Raw genomic sequence first — 15,392 nt, 5'->3', positions numbered from 1 at the left:
TCCGCCCGACTTGCATGGCTAAGACACGCCGCCAGCGTTAGCCCTGAGCCAGGATCAAACCCTCCATAAAACAAAATGAATATCCCAACCTCAACCTCCTAAATATACCCACCCTCCTTGTCAAATAACGTTTCTATTATATTATATAGGGGAAATTTAAATTTTTCAAGTCCCTCTTTTTATATATGGAACTTCACAAAAATACTAAATAAGCTTCTTTAGTCTACTAATACGGTATTTTAGTAAAATTTCTATAAACTTTTCATCCTCAAATGGATTTTTATTAGAAAAAAAGAGATGCCCCTTACAACTACAATCTGAAGAACCAAACCCCTCAATACACTCATAAATATTTTCAAAATCCCTTGAAAGAGCACACTCTAGCCTTTCCGATGATCTTATCTCTATAGGTTTTACCTCATTAAAACGAGAAATAAGATAGTCCAAATGCCATTTTTTCTTCTTTTTCTTCCTTAAGTGTCTTGCCACCCTTTTACTTAAAGAATTCATTGCAGATCCTACATAAAGATAATACCCCTTTTTAAAATTTATTTCTCCGAGCCCGCCAATTTTTAAAGTAACACTTTTTCTTAAAGTGCCGTAAATTATATAGCTACCTCTATCACCACCCTCCCTATCGTATACATGCCAAGGAATCTCAAGTTCCCTTAAAAACTCAAAACCTCCATCTTCTTTTAATCTTACCGATATGGGCTTTATTAAAATATCGCTCCTGTTATCAGACAAAGCCTTAGAAAATAATGGATCTGTGTGAAAATCAGGCAGAAAATAACGAGCTTTAGAATAATAAACTACAAAAATTATAGCACCCTTATACTTACTTATTAACTCAACGTGCCTTTTTCCTCTTTCTGTAACAGCATCTGGAAACATCGCTATCTCATCATTAAATAACGTACATGACTTAGCCTCAAGAGGCAAAAGTTTCTTTTCACTTTCCAAAACAAAATCTATTCTTTTAGTTTCAATTTTGAACTCTTCTTCCCTTAATTTATAGTTTTTTAAATCTTCAATGAGTCCTTCTTTTAAAATATTTTTTACAATAGTATTTGTATAGTGAGTATCAAGACAAATAAGTTCATTGTCCCTTATAGTTGCAAAAACTCTGAATTTAAAATTTCCCCTACTTTCTTTTAAATAAAGAGTCCTCCCAGGAATTAAAAGCTCCCATAACCTACCAGGATTAGGAAGGTAAGCATTTAATTTACTATTTCCAGAATAACATTGAACAGTAAATCTATTTAGCCTTTTAAGAAAAATTGCCTTTTTAATTTATAAACCTCCTTTCAAAACTTTGTCATGAGGTTAATTATTATTTTCAAAAATTGCAATTTTCAATTTCCATCATTTAATATTTCACCATAACGATTAAAAAGGAGTCTAAAGATGGAATTTATGGATGATGGTAAAATTATCGTAGCGGTATTTGAGGACGATGAGGACTTTATTCAAAAGATAAGCGAGCTTTCCAGTGCTCTTAAGGATGAAAACGTTCTGGTAGTCATTTCGGCTTTGGGAATGATGAAAGATGTTAAAATGGGTTTTTGGAACGGAAAAGAGTATGAGATACATATTGAAAATGAACCTGCAGAGCTACTGGGGATTTCAGGAGTTATTACTCCTAAGACTTCTCCCACTTTTCATTTCCACGTTACTATTGGAAAAAGAAATGGAGAGGTTAAAGGAGGACACCTGATCTCTGCAAAGGTATCAAATACCTTAGAGATGTTTTTGATAAAGGGAAACGTTCCTGTTGAGAGAAGAGAAGAAGGGGGCCTAAGGAAACTAAAAATAATGTGAAACTTTTTATTAAAATACTTTCACATGAACTTTCACCAGCTTTATTTGAAGTCACGGACGAAAATCAAAATATTATCTATAAAGCTTTCGAAAAAGAACCAAAGAATATAGCAGAAAAAATCTTACGCTCTACAAGGTTAAGAACCCTTATGAACTATATTTTAATAATAAGGGATTTAGAAAAAAATAACGAAATCTATCTTGAAAGAGAGGCTTCCCTTTTTAAAATAAAATATAAACTTTTAAGTAGCTATAAGGAGCCTTTATTCACATTTAGCCCAAAAGATATTTTAGAAAATGAACTTGAGATTAGAAATAAATATGATGAAATGGTAGGGAGAATACGCAGAGAAGATATTTTAAAACTTGGAACACGCAGTGGAAAGTTATTTGACAATCAAAAAAATGAAGTGGGATTTTACGAATGGAAAATAAAAAAATTTTTCTTTACTACTAAGAAAACAATTTGTTCTGTAGTTCTTTTAAAGGAGGATGAAATTTTTAAACTGTTAATCTTAGTATCTGCACTGATAGAGATTATAAGAGGTCAGGGAAGATAGAGCCTTTCAAACTACAATTTCCTCGAATCTTCTACTTTTTGGTATCTGGCTTTTCAGCTTATTACCTATTTTTACACCAACTCCAAGGCAAATTCCATCGTAAACTAAAATCTTATATCCATCTTCTTCTCCGTTATCTAAATAAATTTCAAAACCTTTTAAAACTTTTAAAGCATCTGAAGGATTTTTAATTTCATAAATATTTCTCTTTATTAGAGGAAAGAGAATTTGAGCAAAGCTTGTGGTAAGCTTATATTTTTCCTTGTGAAGCCTTACAATTCTTATACCCTCTCTGAAAGAATGGGGAATTTCAAACCTTTCAAAATCTTCTGACAAAAGCCATATATCTTTTGAAAATTTAAAGATTTTATCATCGAAATAAGAAGTGTCTACTCCAAAATAACTTTCTAAAAATTTCAGGAGTTTAAAAATTTCACTATCTTTCTTTTTTAATATCTTTCTATACTCTCTCTTAAAGAAGCTTTTATTTTCTTCCTTCATTCTCTCAATTTTTCTTAGCTTTATAATAAAAAAACCCTCCATAAACGACTTATGAGGCCAAATTCTAACTGCCTTTTCTATTTCCTTTGAAAACTTCTTTCCCTTATATTCAACAATTCCTCTACTCTCGTTAATTCCTAAATCCTCTATTTCTAAAACTTCAATAGGAAACTTTTTTAAAATCTCGTCTATCAGCTCTTCATTCTCCTCTACAGTTAAGGTGCAAGTAGAATAAACAAGTTCTCCTCCTACCTTCAATGATTTTATTGCGGAAATTAGAAGCTTTCTTTGTATACTTTTAAAGTAGTTTACCTCTCTTTCATTCCACCAAGATAAAACCTCTTTAGATTTATGAACTGTTCCCATACTAGAACAGGGAGCATCCACTAAAACCTTATCAAATACTTCAAAGTAATAGTCACCAAATTTTGCTCCGTCTAGCATTGTGACTGCTGTGTTAATAAGACCGATTCTATCAATGTTATGAGTAAGTGCCTTTATTCTTGGTAAATGAATATCGTTAGCAACAATAACCCCTTTATTTTCCATCATCTCACCCATTTGAGTTGTCTTTGATCCTGGTGCTGAAGCAATGTCCAGAACAAGCTGATTCTTTGTCGGATTTAGGATTTTAGCTGGTAAAAGGGAACTCTTTTCTTGAATATAAAAAAGACCAGCATAATGCTCAAGTGTTTTACCTAACTCATAGGGCTCATACATAACTTCTAAGGAGTCCTTGTAAAGGGGATTATCTTTTAATAAAAACCCCTTTTTTGTTAATCTTTCCCTTATAAAGTCTACATTTGTTTTTAGTTGATTAACTCTTAGAACTTTAGGAAATTCTTCACTAACAGATTCAAAGAAATCTCTTGTTTCTTTTGTACCTATTAAATTTACAAGGTATGAATAAAAGGAAGTGTTCTTATACAAGGTTTCTTGAAAGTTCTCTTATGTTATCGGCGCATTCTTTAACTTTTATTGCCGAGTTTACTACACTTAGATCTGCTGTTTTTTGGGTTATTGTATTAGCTTCTTTTAAGATCTCTTGCCCATAAAAATCTATTCTTTTTCCCCACGGTCCCCTTTTTGCTCTAACTATATCGGCTATGTTTTTTAAATGTGATTTGATTTTTATAACCTCTTCATTAATTTTTGATGAATCTATTTCTTTTAAACTTGATTTTATCTTTTCAATTTCTTTTAGAATTGCCCTTTTTATCTCTTCACCTTCTTTTAGTCTCCTTTTTTCAAGTTCAAAAACAGCTTCTTTTAAAAGCTTTCTTAAGATTTTCCATATTTTCTTTTCCGGATAAACAAAATTTATAAGACCTGGAATTTTAAAGGGATCAATAGCAAATAAAAAATTGCTTCCCTTATTAACTTTCAATGATTTAAAGAGTTTTGTATTAATTTTTAATTTAAAACCGGTATCAACAAAATTTATCTTAATTATAAACTTCCCATCTTTAAGATACTTATTCAGAAACTCTCTAACTTTAACTTCAATTCCTGGAATTTCTGGATTTATAAAGACTTTAAATTCAGAACCTTTAGAATTAAGGGAAATTATTTCTGCTTTACAGTAAATTCCAGATTCTTTTATAGATACACTAGTTGCACCAGTCATACTTTTAATTCCACTTTTTAATTTCATTCTAAAATCACATACTCAAAAAGAAGATCAGAAATTAAAAAGTAAAGTATATCAAAAAAGATCAAAAAGAAAATGTAGTTTAGATTTAAAAAGTTCTCTTCAAGGAGTTTATTTAGGGCGAAAGTGGCAGATACAAAGGGTGGAATAAAAAGGGGGATTAGGACAATTGGAAGTAAAAACTCTCTTGCTTTCGAGGCAAAAGTTAAAAAAGAGAGCATTATGCCAAGAACGGAAAAACCAAAGGAAAACAAGAGGATAATAACTAAGAATGGAAAAAGTGGTGGAAAGGTAACATTTAGAAAAACTGAAAAAATTATCATTAAGATTAATCCAGTTAAAAATAAGAATAAAAACATTGAGAGTACTTTAGAAATAAAAATGTAATTTCTTGGAATTGGAAAAGTAATGAGCGAATAAATTCCCCCTGTTTCAAATTCTAAGGCAATTACTCTTTCAAAACCGAGTATACCTGCAAACATAAAAGATAAAAAGTAAAAAAAAGAAAAAAGCCTCAGATCAAAAATCCTTTCAACTCCGAAGCCTAAGAGAAAAAGAAGCAAAAGTGAAAAAAGTAAGTAAGGAATAGTTATTTCTTTTGTCCTAAATTCAAGTAAAATATCTTTTTTAATTAAGTATATTATTTGCCTCAATATCTAAACAACTTCGAGCTTTCTGAGACACTTAGTGCAAACTCTAACTTTTTTTATCTTTCCGTTTATTTTTGCTCTTCTTGTATGTAAATTAACTTTAAATTTTCTTGGGGTAACTCTATGAGAGTGAGAGATTTGTCTTCCAATTATTACCTTCTTTCCACACACCTCACACATTCTGGGCATTGCAGCTCCTCCTTTTATAGATTTAATTATACCCTAAAAATATACTCCAATCAATTGAAAAATAAACATTTTGACTCCTAAGATTAGGTAGTTTACCTATGAGAAAAAACTTGAGAAATTTCATTTTAATTTTGGGAATTATCCTTCTATCAAAGTACATACAGATAATTGGTTTAATTATAGGATTTTCAAAATTAGAGTACTTTTTTTTCAACATAAGACAAAAAGAGTTAAAGTTAAAATTAAAGAATGAAGTTAAAGAAGTTCGATTTCATATAAAAACTTCTAAACCGAAGGTAATATGTGTATACAGCAGTGAAAACAAACTGATTGACTCATTTTTTATTTCAAAAGAATACCTTGAAAAGTGGTTTTTCTTCGGATTTAAGGTAGAAAACAATGAAATTGTTTTAAAAATTAAAAAAGAAGAAGGAGATACTTCTCCGATCATTTTAAAAGGAGCTTTGTTTAAGCTAAAAAATGAAGAAGAAATGTATGTAAGAGCAGACGGTATACGTCAATTTGTCGACTTTGATAAAAAGTTAGAATTGAAATTTAAAAGAGTTATTCCGGATCTGAAAGGCATCCTTTATGCTCTATCAACTTCGTGGGATGCCTATTGGTATAAAAGTATTATTTTACAGGGTTATAGTTACGATAAGAATTTCTATAAAGCACAAAATCCTCAATTTGCACCCCTATATCCGTTATTGTGTAAGGCCACTAACTACTTATTAAAAAATATTGAACTATCTATGATATTTGTGAGTAACCTTTTGGGACTGATTGCTTACTTTGTTATTTTCTTTATTATTTATAATCTCTCAGGAGAAAAAAGTGCTTTCCGTACATTAATTCTATATTTACTTTATCCTGGTGCATTATTTTTTACTGTTCCTTACTCAGAATCAACAGCAGTATTAATTTCTTCTATTTCTTTTCACTTTTTGATTAAAAGAAATTATAGTTTATCTTTTTTACTTATTGGAATAGGAACGGCAGCCAGGTTTCACCTAATCTTCTTTAGTGTGTCCTTCTTAATAATTTATATCATGGAGGAAAGAAAAAAACTTAACTTTTTCAAGTTGTTCTTATACACTATTTTATCCTTTTCTGGAATTATATTATATTCTCTTTACCTTTGGATAAAATTTAAAGAGCCATTTGCTCATTATTTACTTTGGAAATATGCATGGGGGAACGGGAATTGGATATCGAATTTATTTAAAAACATAATTTTCCTTTTAAAAATTATGGATTTTATAGTTATACCTCAGCAAACGTATTTAATTGTATTTTGGCTTTTTTGTTTCTCTATAGTACAATATTCAAAAAAATATAGTATAAAAGATAAACTTTTTATCGCAAGCTTAGTCCCCTTTTGCGGAATATTAATCTCAACTTTATCACAGGGACACCCAAAGGTATATCTAGCTTCTCTGACACGCTTTTTTTACTCCATATTTCCCCTATTTTTAGTCCTTGAAAAAACTCTTAACGACAACCTTTTTTGGCTCTTTTCAATAGTCTTTATAGTAATGCTTTTTTGTAACTCCCTCTTTTTTAACCCACTCAGTATCTTCAAATATATTCCTTAACAGACCATAAAGCGCAATTTGGGGAGATTGAAAGATAAATTAGAGAAAGAATGTGCACATATTTACTTCTGAATCCTTTGCTTCTCTCACATTTTTTTAATGATTTTAAAGGGACCAAATTTTATTTTGTCTGTGTAGATATGAATAAAGTAAATTCCTTCCTTTAAGTTCTTAATTCTCTCATCAGATATAGTTATTGTAGAGGCATAAGGGTACTCCCTTAAGAAGATTATTTCACCGGATGAATTAATTATGATTATTTTAATTTTAGAACTATAACCCTTAAAGAATTTTACTGTTAGTTCTTCTTTAAAGAAGGTGTGTATAGGCAAAATTTGAGGTGCAGGATTTATAATTTTTACTTTATCAGGAGGATTATCTTGCTCTCCTAATGGAGCCCCTCTCTCAAACTTTAAAATATGAGCATCTACAATACCTGCATATGGTTGATAATAAGCTCCGCCACCTGGATTATAGGTCGGAAAATTTACCGAACCAGTATAACCAGTTACAAAGATATTGTTTGAACCATCAGTTGTTATTGACTCACCATAATCATCATCACTACCCCCATAATAGGTAGCCCATGCTCTTACCCCAGTATTGCTAAATCTTAAGAAAAAGGCATCGTAATAACCTGCATTTGTTCCCTGGAAATAGGCACCACCTCCTGGATTATAAGTTGGAAAATTTGTTGATCTTGTATATCCAGTTACATAAACTTTACCTGTACCATCGACTGTAACTGCTCTTCCACGATCATCACCACTTCCTCCATAATAGGTAGCCCATTTTCTTGCTCCTAAATTGTTAAACTTTAAAATAAAAACATCCCTATCACCTGCATTATTTAATTGATAATAGGCACCACCCCCTGGATTATAAGTTGGAAAATTTGTTGACGTAGTTGTTCCAATTATATAAACATTGCCTGAACCATCAATAGCAATTGATGCTCCACCATCGCTAGCATTTCCTCCGTAATAAGTAGACCATAACCTTGCGCCTTGATTATTAAACTTTAAAATTAAAACATCATAACCTCCATTATTTATACCCTGATAATATGTTCCACCCCCAGGATAATAAGTTGGAAAATTAGTTGACTGGGTAGTTCCAGTTATAAAAATATTACCGGAACCATCAGCTGTTATCGAACTACCGTAATCATCTAAACTTCCTCCATAATAAGTTGCCCATTGCCTTACCCCTTGATTATTAAACTTCAAAATAAAAGCATCCCAGCTACCGGCATTTGACCCTTGATAATAGACACCACCTCCAGGATTATCAGTTGGAAAATCAGTTGAAATTGTAGCTCCTGTTAAAAAAACATTACCTGAAACATCAGCTACAATTGAATAACCCTCATCACTACTAGTTCCTCCATAAAAGGTTGCCCATAATCTTACTCCTTGATTATTAAACTTTAAAATAAAAACATCATAACCACCATTATGTGAACCATCGTAATAATCAGGTCCTGGTGGATTATAAGTGGGAAAATCAGTAGATTGAGTTCTTCCAGTTACAAAAATATTACCAGAGCCATCAACTGTAATTGAAAGACCCTCATCAATTGAACTTCCTCCGTAATAGGTAGCCCACTCTCTAACTCCTAAATTGTTAAACTTTAAAATGAAAACATCTGTTTGTCCTGAATTTGCTGCTTGATAATAAGCTCCTCCACCTGGATTGTAAGTTGGAAAATTAGTTGCCCAAGTATACCCTGTTACAAAAACGTTACCTGAACCATCAACCTTAATTGAGTAACCAAAATCGAAATTATCACTTCCTCCATAAAAAGTTCCCCACAAAAGTGATAGAGGCGGGTCTATAATTAAATCCTCATTTTTACTAAAATCTTTCACCTCAAAAATAATAACACTATCCCTTTTTTTATAAAAAACATCAACCTTTCTTAAACTATTTTTTCCAAAAGATTTTATCTCTCCATCTTCTATTTTTCCGATAGGAGTTGAAAAGATGAGCTTTTTTCTATTTTTACTAATTTCAACATCTGCGCCTTTTACTTTCAGTTTTATTTTAGAAACATCAGCTCCTTTTTTAACTTCGAATTCATGATGTATCGCTTCTTTATCATATCTCCATACCCAATCAACACCAGGATAAATATTTTTTATCCTTACTTTTTTATAAGTCAAAACCCCCAGAATTCCCTGAGGACAGGAACTTAAATAATAATTAGAATATCCAGGTAGTGGGTCTATATACTCTATATTTTTCTCCTTTATTTCTGAACCAATAAGCTCGACATCAATCCTTGCATACTCAGTAGTGGAGTCGGAAAATCTATAAATTACATAACTAACTCCTTTTTTTGTTATAAATATGCCATATTCCTTTAATTTTATTCTGAAAAGAACATCATTAACAGATCTGCCTTCAAAATCTGTTATCTGACCAAGATTCTTTTCAAAGCCAGAATTTTCACTTATAGGAGAATTAGCCTTTAAGTTTTCAAAACCACTTAAGAACAAAATAAATAAAACATTCACATAATTTTTCATCATTCCCCCCTTTTTTGATATTACTAAACTATAAAATAAAGTTAGTTGTTGGTCAATTAATAGTAAACTTTTCTTAACCCTTCTGAAATCTTTTTAAATTCGTATTTTTGATTTTTTAGCTCCTTTATTAAATGCGAAAGAAAAACCCTATAATCTGCGGTATCATTTTCAGGTGAACCAAGATGTAAAAGCAAAATATATCCTCTTTTATCCCTTATTTTGAAAAATTCTTTTAATCTTTTTTTATAATCTTCAACACTTCTCCAATCAAGAAAGTCGAAGGACCATCTTATATGAATATAACCCATTCTACTTGCCCACCTTATTATTTCCTTATTTTCCTCTCCATAGGGGGCTCTCCAAATATAATCCATCTTTCTTCCCGTAAGCTTTTCATATATCTCTTCAGTCCTAAAAAGCTCCCCAAAGACTTTTTCTGGTGTAATATCCTTTCTTGTAAAATTTCTTCCGTTTATTTCATAAGTGGTAAGATGTGGATGCGAGTAAGTATGATTTAAAACTTCGTGAGAATCTCTAATTATTCTTTTTACTATCTCTGGAAATTTTTTAATAAACTCCCCTGTTAGAAAAAAGGATGCTTTTATATTATTTTCTTTCAATACATCAAGTATAACCTCTGCCCTCTGAGCATAATTTCCACCATCAAAGGTTAAATATATCTCTTTTTTGTCAGTATTAAACCTTTTTATTGAGCCATCATAAAAGTGTCTAACTTCTTTTTCTTTTACCAGAATCTTCTTTATAAAATATTCCTTCATCTCAATAGTCGGTTTTTTGTATAAAAGATAAATAGATATTACAAATAAAAAGAAAAACATAAAAAACAAAACTCTTAAAAGTGGATACGAAAGGGGATCTTTATAGATCTTTTTCTTCCTTAGACTTTTTTTGAAATTATCAAGCAAATATAAATAGCTACACTTATTTGAACAAAAAAAGTGTTTAAACTTTTTTTTGGCACAAGAAGAGCAAATTTCCCTTTTACATCTGAAACACTTTCTTACTAAAAATTTTTCAGGATGCCTTTTACATCTTTTTCTTTCTTTTTTCGCCTTTTTCACTCTAAATAATTATAAAAAATGAACAAATTTAATTTAAATTCCGTCAATATATTAAAGGGTTCAAACCCTATCAGATTAAATTAGCGCTATGAGTGCCTTAATAATACCTTTAATTCTTTTATTCCATGAAGAAGCTGTTCGTAGATTTTTAATAAAAAAAAGCCCTGAAATAATTTTAAGATCTATAGCTCTTAACGAAGATATCCAAAAAGAAGCAAATCTTTCAAAAGAAGAAGTAGAATTCTTGAAATCTGCTTATTTTGAACTAGAAAAAGAAACCGAAAAAATTAAATCAAATATAAAAATCAAAGAAATTGAGATACAAGAAATAATAAACTCTGAAAAAATTGACTTTGATAAAATTGAAAAAATCATAAAAGAAATATCAAACCTCAATGAAGAACTAAGATTAAAGCAAATTAGAAGTTTTAAAAAAGTCTATGAAAAATTGGGAAGTGAAAAATTTAAGGAAATAAGAAAAATTTTGAAAGAATATAGAAAAGAAAAAAGAAGAAAACTTAAGGGAGAAGAATAGAATCTCATAATTTGAAAATAAACACTTAGACTGATAAAATTTAACCTATGGAGTTTAGAAAAGAAAATCTAAATAATATCCCAGAAAAACCTGGAGTCTACCTTTTTTTCGATAAAAAGGGGAATTTACTATACGTAGGTAAAGCGAGAAATTTAAGAGAAAGAATAAAAACCCACATGACTATGGAATATGAAAACCCAAGATTAAGACTTATGCTAAATAAGATACACACGTTCCAATTTATAACAACCGCCTCCGAACCTGAAGCTCTCCTTTTAGAAAATAACCTGATAAAAAGTAAAAAACCTAAATTTAATATAAGATTAAGAGATGATAAAAAATATCCCTATATTAAAATAACTGTAAATGAAATTTTTCCAAGAATTTTTACAACACGAGATCTTAGAGATGATGGTTCACTTCTTATAGGACCCTTTCACTCAGCTAAATCTCTAAGAAAGGCGTTAAGAGTTGCCCTAAAGATCTTCCCAATTAGAACGTGCAAATACACCCTACCATCAAAAAGAAAAATAAACCCCTGCCTTGATTATGACTTAAAAAGATGTTTAGGTCCCTGCGTTAGTGGTCTTGTAAACCCTGAAGAATATAGGGAAATCGTAAAAAAATTAGTTTTTTTCTTTACCGGAAATACAAAAAGTGTAGAAGATTATCTTTTAGACGAAATCGAAAAGCTTAAAGAAAATTTAGAGTTTGAAAAAGCTGCAAGATTGAAAGATATTTTATATTCGATAAGAGAAATATCAAGAAGTCAAAGTGCTGTACTAGACGAAAGAAAATCTATAGATGTCCTTGCAGCTTGCTCATACTATCCATACGCCTCAGTCTGTATATTACGCGTAAGAAATGGAAAATTAATTGACATGGAAAGCTTTATCCTTGACAATCCTATCTCTTCTGATGAAAAGGATATACTTTTTTCTTTCATCTCTCAATATTACCTCTCTGGAATTATTGGATCTGAGGAGGTTATAGTTGAAAAATTAAGAGAAGATTACTATGAAATAGAGGGAGCTCTTAAGATTAAAAGAAATATTAATATAAGCTTTAGGGAGCCAAAAGATGAAAAAGAGGAAAAACTTATTAAGATGGCAAAGGAGAATGCTGAGTATAAATTAGAAGAATACTACAGTGAGAAAAAGGGTAAAACAATCATATCAAAATCAGTTGTTGAACTTAAAGAAAATTTAAATTTAACTTTTTATCCGTTACATATTGAATGTTTAGATGTATCGCATTCATTTGGTGATGAAAGGGTTGCTGCTATCGTTGTATTTAAAAATGGTAAAAAAGAAAAAAAGCTTTATAGAAAGTTTAAAATAAAGACAGAGGATATAAAGTCAGATCCACATATGGTTTATGAAGTTGTTAAGAGAAGATTTAAGAGGTTAAAAGAGGAGAATGAAAAGTTTCCGGATCTTTTTATAGTTGATGGAGGAAAGGCACAACTTTCTGCCGCCCTGAAAGCATTAAATGAGCTTAATATAACTGACGTTAAAGTTTGCGCCTTCGCTAAAACCTTTGATCAACTTTATTTTCCCGATAATAAATTAGTCATGATTCCCAAAAAATCTGATGCAATTAAACTTTTAAGAAGTATAAGAAATGAAGCTCATAGATTTGCGCTAACTTATCACAGAGATAAAATGGTAAAAAAAATTAGAATTTCTGAACTTGACGGAATTCCAGGAATAGGTGAGAAAAAAAAGATCGAAATTCTTAAATACTTTGGATCAATTGAAAGATTAAAGGGCGCAAGTGTTGATGAAATTTCTAAAGTAAAGGGTATTGGAAAAAAACTTGCTGAAATTATTTATGAAAGACTTCACAGTTAGCTTAAAATCTAAAATAGGAAAAATTTTAATAAAATTTGAAAACAAAAAAATAAAAAAAATTGAACTTTCAAGTTTACAAAGTTTCAGTAAATTTGAAGTTGAGGGCAAAATAAGCAAAAAGTTTTTTAAAATTATTAAAGAATTTGAAAATTATCTTTCAGGAAAAAGTGAAGATTTTGAAAATTCTAAAAAATTGATTGATTATAGGATATTAAGTGATTTCCAAAAAAGGGTGTTTGAGGAGTTATTAAAAGTAAAATGGGGAACTAAGATTACCTATTCTGAACTTGCCAAAAGGATTGGGGGTGAAAACTTTAAAAGGGCAGTGGGAAGGTGCTTAAATAAAAATCCCTTTCCTATAGTAATTCCCTGTCATAGAGTAGTTGGAAAGAATGGTATTTCTGGATTCTCACACGGCACCCAATGGAAAAAGAGATTACTAGAACTTGAGGGTATTTCTATATGAAAAAGTCATTGCCAGAACTTGTCTTTGAAAAAATTGAAGAACATTCAAAGAACTTAGAGGTTCCTATAAATTCTCTTAAAAAAATCAAAGGCAATTCAGAATTTTCAATTTTAATCTCCGCAATATTATCTGCAAGAACTAAAGATGAAGTAACAGCAAGGGTCTTAGAAAATTTTTTAAAAAGGATAAAAAATTTTAACGATTTAAGAGAAATTAAATTAGATGAATTAGAAAAAATTATATATCCTGTTGGTTTTTATAGAAACAAGGCAAAATCACTGAAAAAGTTAGCTGAGGTCATTCTGAACGAACACTCGGGTAAAATACCGGATAAATTTGATGAGCTTGTTAAGTTACCAGGAGTGGGAAGAAAAGTAGCTAATCTTGTCCTTCAGGAAGTTTTTAAAAGGGATGAAATATGTGTTGATACACATGTTCATAGGATATCTAATAGACTTGGATGGGTAAAAACAAAAAAACCTGAAGAAACGGAGAAAGAACTTAAAGCTCTATTTAAAAAGAAGTATTGGAAAAGAATAAATAAAGCTTTAGTTGCCTTTGGCCAAGGGATATGTAAGTCCATAAAACCCCGCTGTGAAATTTGCCCAGTTGAAGAATTTTGCTCCAAAATTTTATCTTGAACTTTTTAAAATAAATCAAGGAGGTAAAAATGATAGAACTCCTCTTAATTTCAGTAATACATCTTAGCGAGGAAAAGGCAGTTGAACTTTCTCTATCAAATCCAATTATAAAATCTAAAATTGAGGAAGTAAGGGCTCTAAATTTCAGTAGAAACCAAGTTATTAAGTCTTTTTTACCAGAGATAAAATCTAACTTTACATACTCCTATTCCACCTTTGTTGATAAAATTACACAGTATGTTTTAGTTGGCATCGATCCTGTTACTTTTGAGCCCATTTTTAAACCAGTTGAAGTTGAATTTGGAAGACCAGAAAGAAGAATTTTAAATATCTCTTTAGAGTGGCTCTTATTTTCTAGTTTGCAGAGATTTTACCTTTTGAAAATGGTTAATACTCTCAGGGATTCTAAGACTAAAGAAAAAGAGTTAAAAGAAAAAGAAATTGAGTTTACAGTAAGAATCTTATATAATCAAGGTTTATTTTTAAAAGCTGCCATTGAAAAATATAAAGAAATTATTGGAATACTTGATGAACATGTTAAAATTGCAAAAAAAAGATATGAAGCTGGCTTTACCGTGGAACTTGATGTATTAAGAAGCGAAGTTGAAAAAAAGAATTTAGAGACCACCCTCTCTGACTTTGAAAAAAACTATAATAAAGTCCTTTCTCTTATAAAAACTTTTTGTAATATCAGTCATGAAGAAGAAGTTGTTTTAGTGGATTCCCTGGAGGTTGACACGATGCTTAGCGAAAAAAGTATAAAAAGAATTGATTTAGAGATGCTAAGCAAAAACGTGGAATATTTAGAATATAGTAAAAAATCAGCTTATTCAAATTTCCTACCAAAAGTTTTTGGAAGTATAAATTATGTTTATGGAAAACCCTATGGATTTTTTAAAGATGAATGGGGCTCCTATTTTCAATATTACATCGGTTTATCCTTAGACCTATTTGACTTTGGAAAAAAAATGGACGAAATAAGAAAAAAAGATTCTGAAAAAAAGGCAGTTGAATATATTCTTGAGTTTTTAAGAAAAAAAAGTGAGGAAGAAATAAGTTCTGCAAAAAGAGAGTTTAGAGCTGCAATTAGAGCCTATGAATCTGCTCAGAAAACAGTAGAACTTGCTGAAAAATCAATTAAGATATCAAAAAGCCAATACGAAAAAGGCTACATCTCAAATAGCGATTTCCTTGATACATTAAGAAAATCATTAGAAGCACATATCCTCTACTTTGCATCTTTATTTAAATTAAAAGAGAGTAAAATTAAATATGAATCCATCCTTTATGGAGTAAGCTTAACTTTTTAAAAAG

General features: G+C 30.5%; 15 protein-coding genes and 1 rRNA gene. 8 read left to right on the top strand and 8 right to left on the bottom strand.

The genetic code is table 11. The annotated features are described in order from the left end of the window. Positions 1-70 (bottom strand): 16S ribosomal RNA (locus ABDH49_07430); the annotation flags it as partial. A 134-nt stretch (positions 71-204) separates the two neighbouring features. Further along, positions 205-1,281 (bottom strand): DNA/RNA nuclease SfsA, encoded by a 1,077-nt coding sequence (gene sfsA, locus ABDH49_07425; protein ID MEN3046790.1) that lies wholly within the window; start codon positions 1,279-1,281, stop codon positions 205-207. A gap of 135 nt (positions 1,282-1,416) precedes the next feature. On the opposite strand from sfsA, the gene ABDH49_07420 reads away from it, so the two are divergent. Both ABDH49_07420 and ABDH49_07415 read left to right on the top strand, forming a co-directional pair. Continuing rightward, a complete protein-coding gene (locus ABDH49_07420; protein MEN3046789.1) occupies positions 1,417-1,821 on the top strand; it encodes a DUF296 domain-containing protein in 405 nt (134 codons plus the stop codon). Then, positions 1,818-2,381 carry a hypothetical protein gene (locus ABDH49_07415; protein ID MEN3046788.1) on the top strand — a complete coding sequence of 188 codons (564 nt, stop codon included), beginning with the start codon at positions 1,818-1,820 and terminating at the stop codon, positions 2,379-2,381. Before ABDH49_07420 ends, ABDH49_07415 begins: the two co-directional genes overlap by 4 nt. A 6-nt stretch (positions 2,382-2,387) precedes the next feature. Here the strand turns inward: ABDH49_07415 and ABDH49_07410 are convergent, their stop codons facing one another. The 4 genes from ABDH49_07410 to rpmB are packed head-to-tail and all read right to left on the bottom strand — an operon-like array spanning position 2,388 to position 5,372. Then, positions 2,388-3,812, bottom strand: a complete 1,425-nt coding sequence (locus ABDH49_07410) for an NOL1/NOP2/sun family putative RNA methylase (GenBank protein ID MEN3046787.1) — start codon at positions 3,810-3,812, stop codon at positions 2,388-2,390. Next, a complete protein-coding gene (locus tag ABDH49_07405; protein ID MEN3046786.1) occupies positions 3,805-4,536 on the bottom strand; it encodes a DUF1732 domain-containing protein in 732 nt (243 codons plus the stop codon). Before ABDH49_07405 ends, ABDH49_07410 begins: the two co-directional genes overlap by 8 nt. Beyond that, complete coding sequence (locus tag ABDH49_07400) at positions 4,533-5,186, bottom strand: heme exporter protein CcmB (GenBank protein MEN3046785.1); 654 nt, start codon at positions 5,184-5,186, stop codon at positions 4,533-4,535. Before ABDH49_07400 ends, ABDH49_07405 begins: the two co-directional genes overlap by 4 nt. Before the next feature lie 3 nt (positions 5,187-5,189). Continuing rightward, on the bottom strand, positions 5,190-5,372 hold the full coding sequence (rpmB, locus tag ABDH49_07395) for a 50S ribosomal protein L28 (protein ID MEN3046784.1): 183 nt from the start codon (positions 5,370-5,372) through the stop codon (positions 5,190-5,192). Between the two features lie 98 nt (positions 5,373-5,470). On the opposite strand from rpmB, the gene ABDH49_07390 reads away from it, so the two are divergent. Then, a complete protein-coding gene (locus ABDH49_07390; protein ID MEN3046783.1) occupies positions 5,471-6,970 on the top strand; it encodes a hypothetical protein in 1,500 nt (499 codons plus the stop codon). Between the two features lie 86 nt (positions 6,971-7,056). Here ABDH49_07390 and ABDH49_07385 read toward each other — a convergent pair whose 3' ends face one another. Next, positions 7,057-9,504 (bottom strand): SBBP repeat-containing protein, encoded by a 2,448-nt coding sequence (locus tag ABDH49_07385; protein MEN3046782.1) that lies wholly within the window; start codon positions 9,502-9,504, stop codon positions 7,057-7,059. 53 nt (positions 9,505-9,557) lie between these two features. Continuing rightward, entirely contained in the window at positions 9,558-10,340 is a 783-nt protein-coding gene (locus ABDH49_07380; GenBank protein MEN3046781.1) for a polysaccharide deacetylase family protein, read from the bottom strand. A 331-nt stretch (positions 10,341-10,671) separates the two neighbouring features. On the opposite strand from ABDH49_07380, the gene ABDH49_07375 reads away from it, so the two are divergent. From ABDH49_07375 to ABDH49_07355, 5 genes are read left to right on the top strand one after another with little or no spacing between them, the layout of a single operon-like run. Then, complete coding sequence (locus tag ABDH49_07375; GenBank protein MEN3046780.1) at positions 10,672-11,118, top strand: hypothetical protein; 447 nt, start codon at positions 10,672-10,674, stop codon at positions 11,116-11,118. A gap of 47 nt (positions 11,119-11,165) precedes the next feature. Continuing rightward, positions 11,166-12,971, top strand: coding sequence for an excinuclease ABC subunit UvrC (uvrC, locus tag ABDH49_07370; protein ID MEN3046779.1), 1,806 nt, complete (start codon positions 11,166-11,168; stop codon positions 12,969-12,971). Then, entirely contained in the window at positions 12,952-13,437 is a 486-nt protein-coding gene (locus ABDH49_07365) for a methylated-DNA--[protein]-cysteine S-methyltransferase (GenBank protein ID MEN3046778.1), read from the top strand. The genes uvrC and ABDH49_07365 overlap by 20 nt, the downstream gene beginning before the upstream one ends. Beyond that, positions 13,434-14,078, top strand: coding sequence for an endonuclease III (gene nth / locus ABDH49_07360; GenBank protein MEN3046777.1), 645 nt, complete (start codon positions 13,434-13,436; stop codon positions 14,076-14,078). The genes ABDH49_07365 and nth overlap by 4 nt, the downstream gene beginning before the upstream one ends. Before the next feature lie 29 nt (positions 14,079-14,107). Beyond that, positions 14,108-15,388, top strand: coding sequence for a TolC family protein (locus tag ABDH49_07355; protein MEN3046776.1), 1,281 nt, complete (start codon positions 14,108-14,110; stop codon positions 15,386-15,388). Positions 15,389-15,392 lie beyond the last annotated feature (4 nt).

Source organism: Candidatus Hydrothermales bacterium, from assembly GCA_039630235.1.
In the GTDB taxonomy this organism is placed as follows: domain Bacteria; phylum Hydrothermota; class Hydrothermia; order Hydrothermales; family JAJRUZ01; genus JBCNVI01.
Note: the sequence above shows the minus strand (reverse complement) of the source record. Positions and strands in the feature narration are given on the sequence as shown.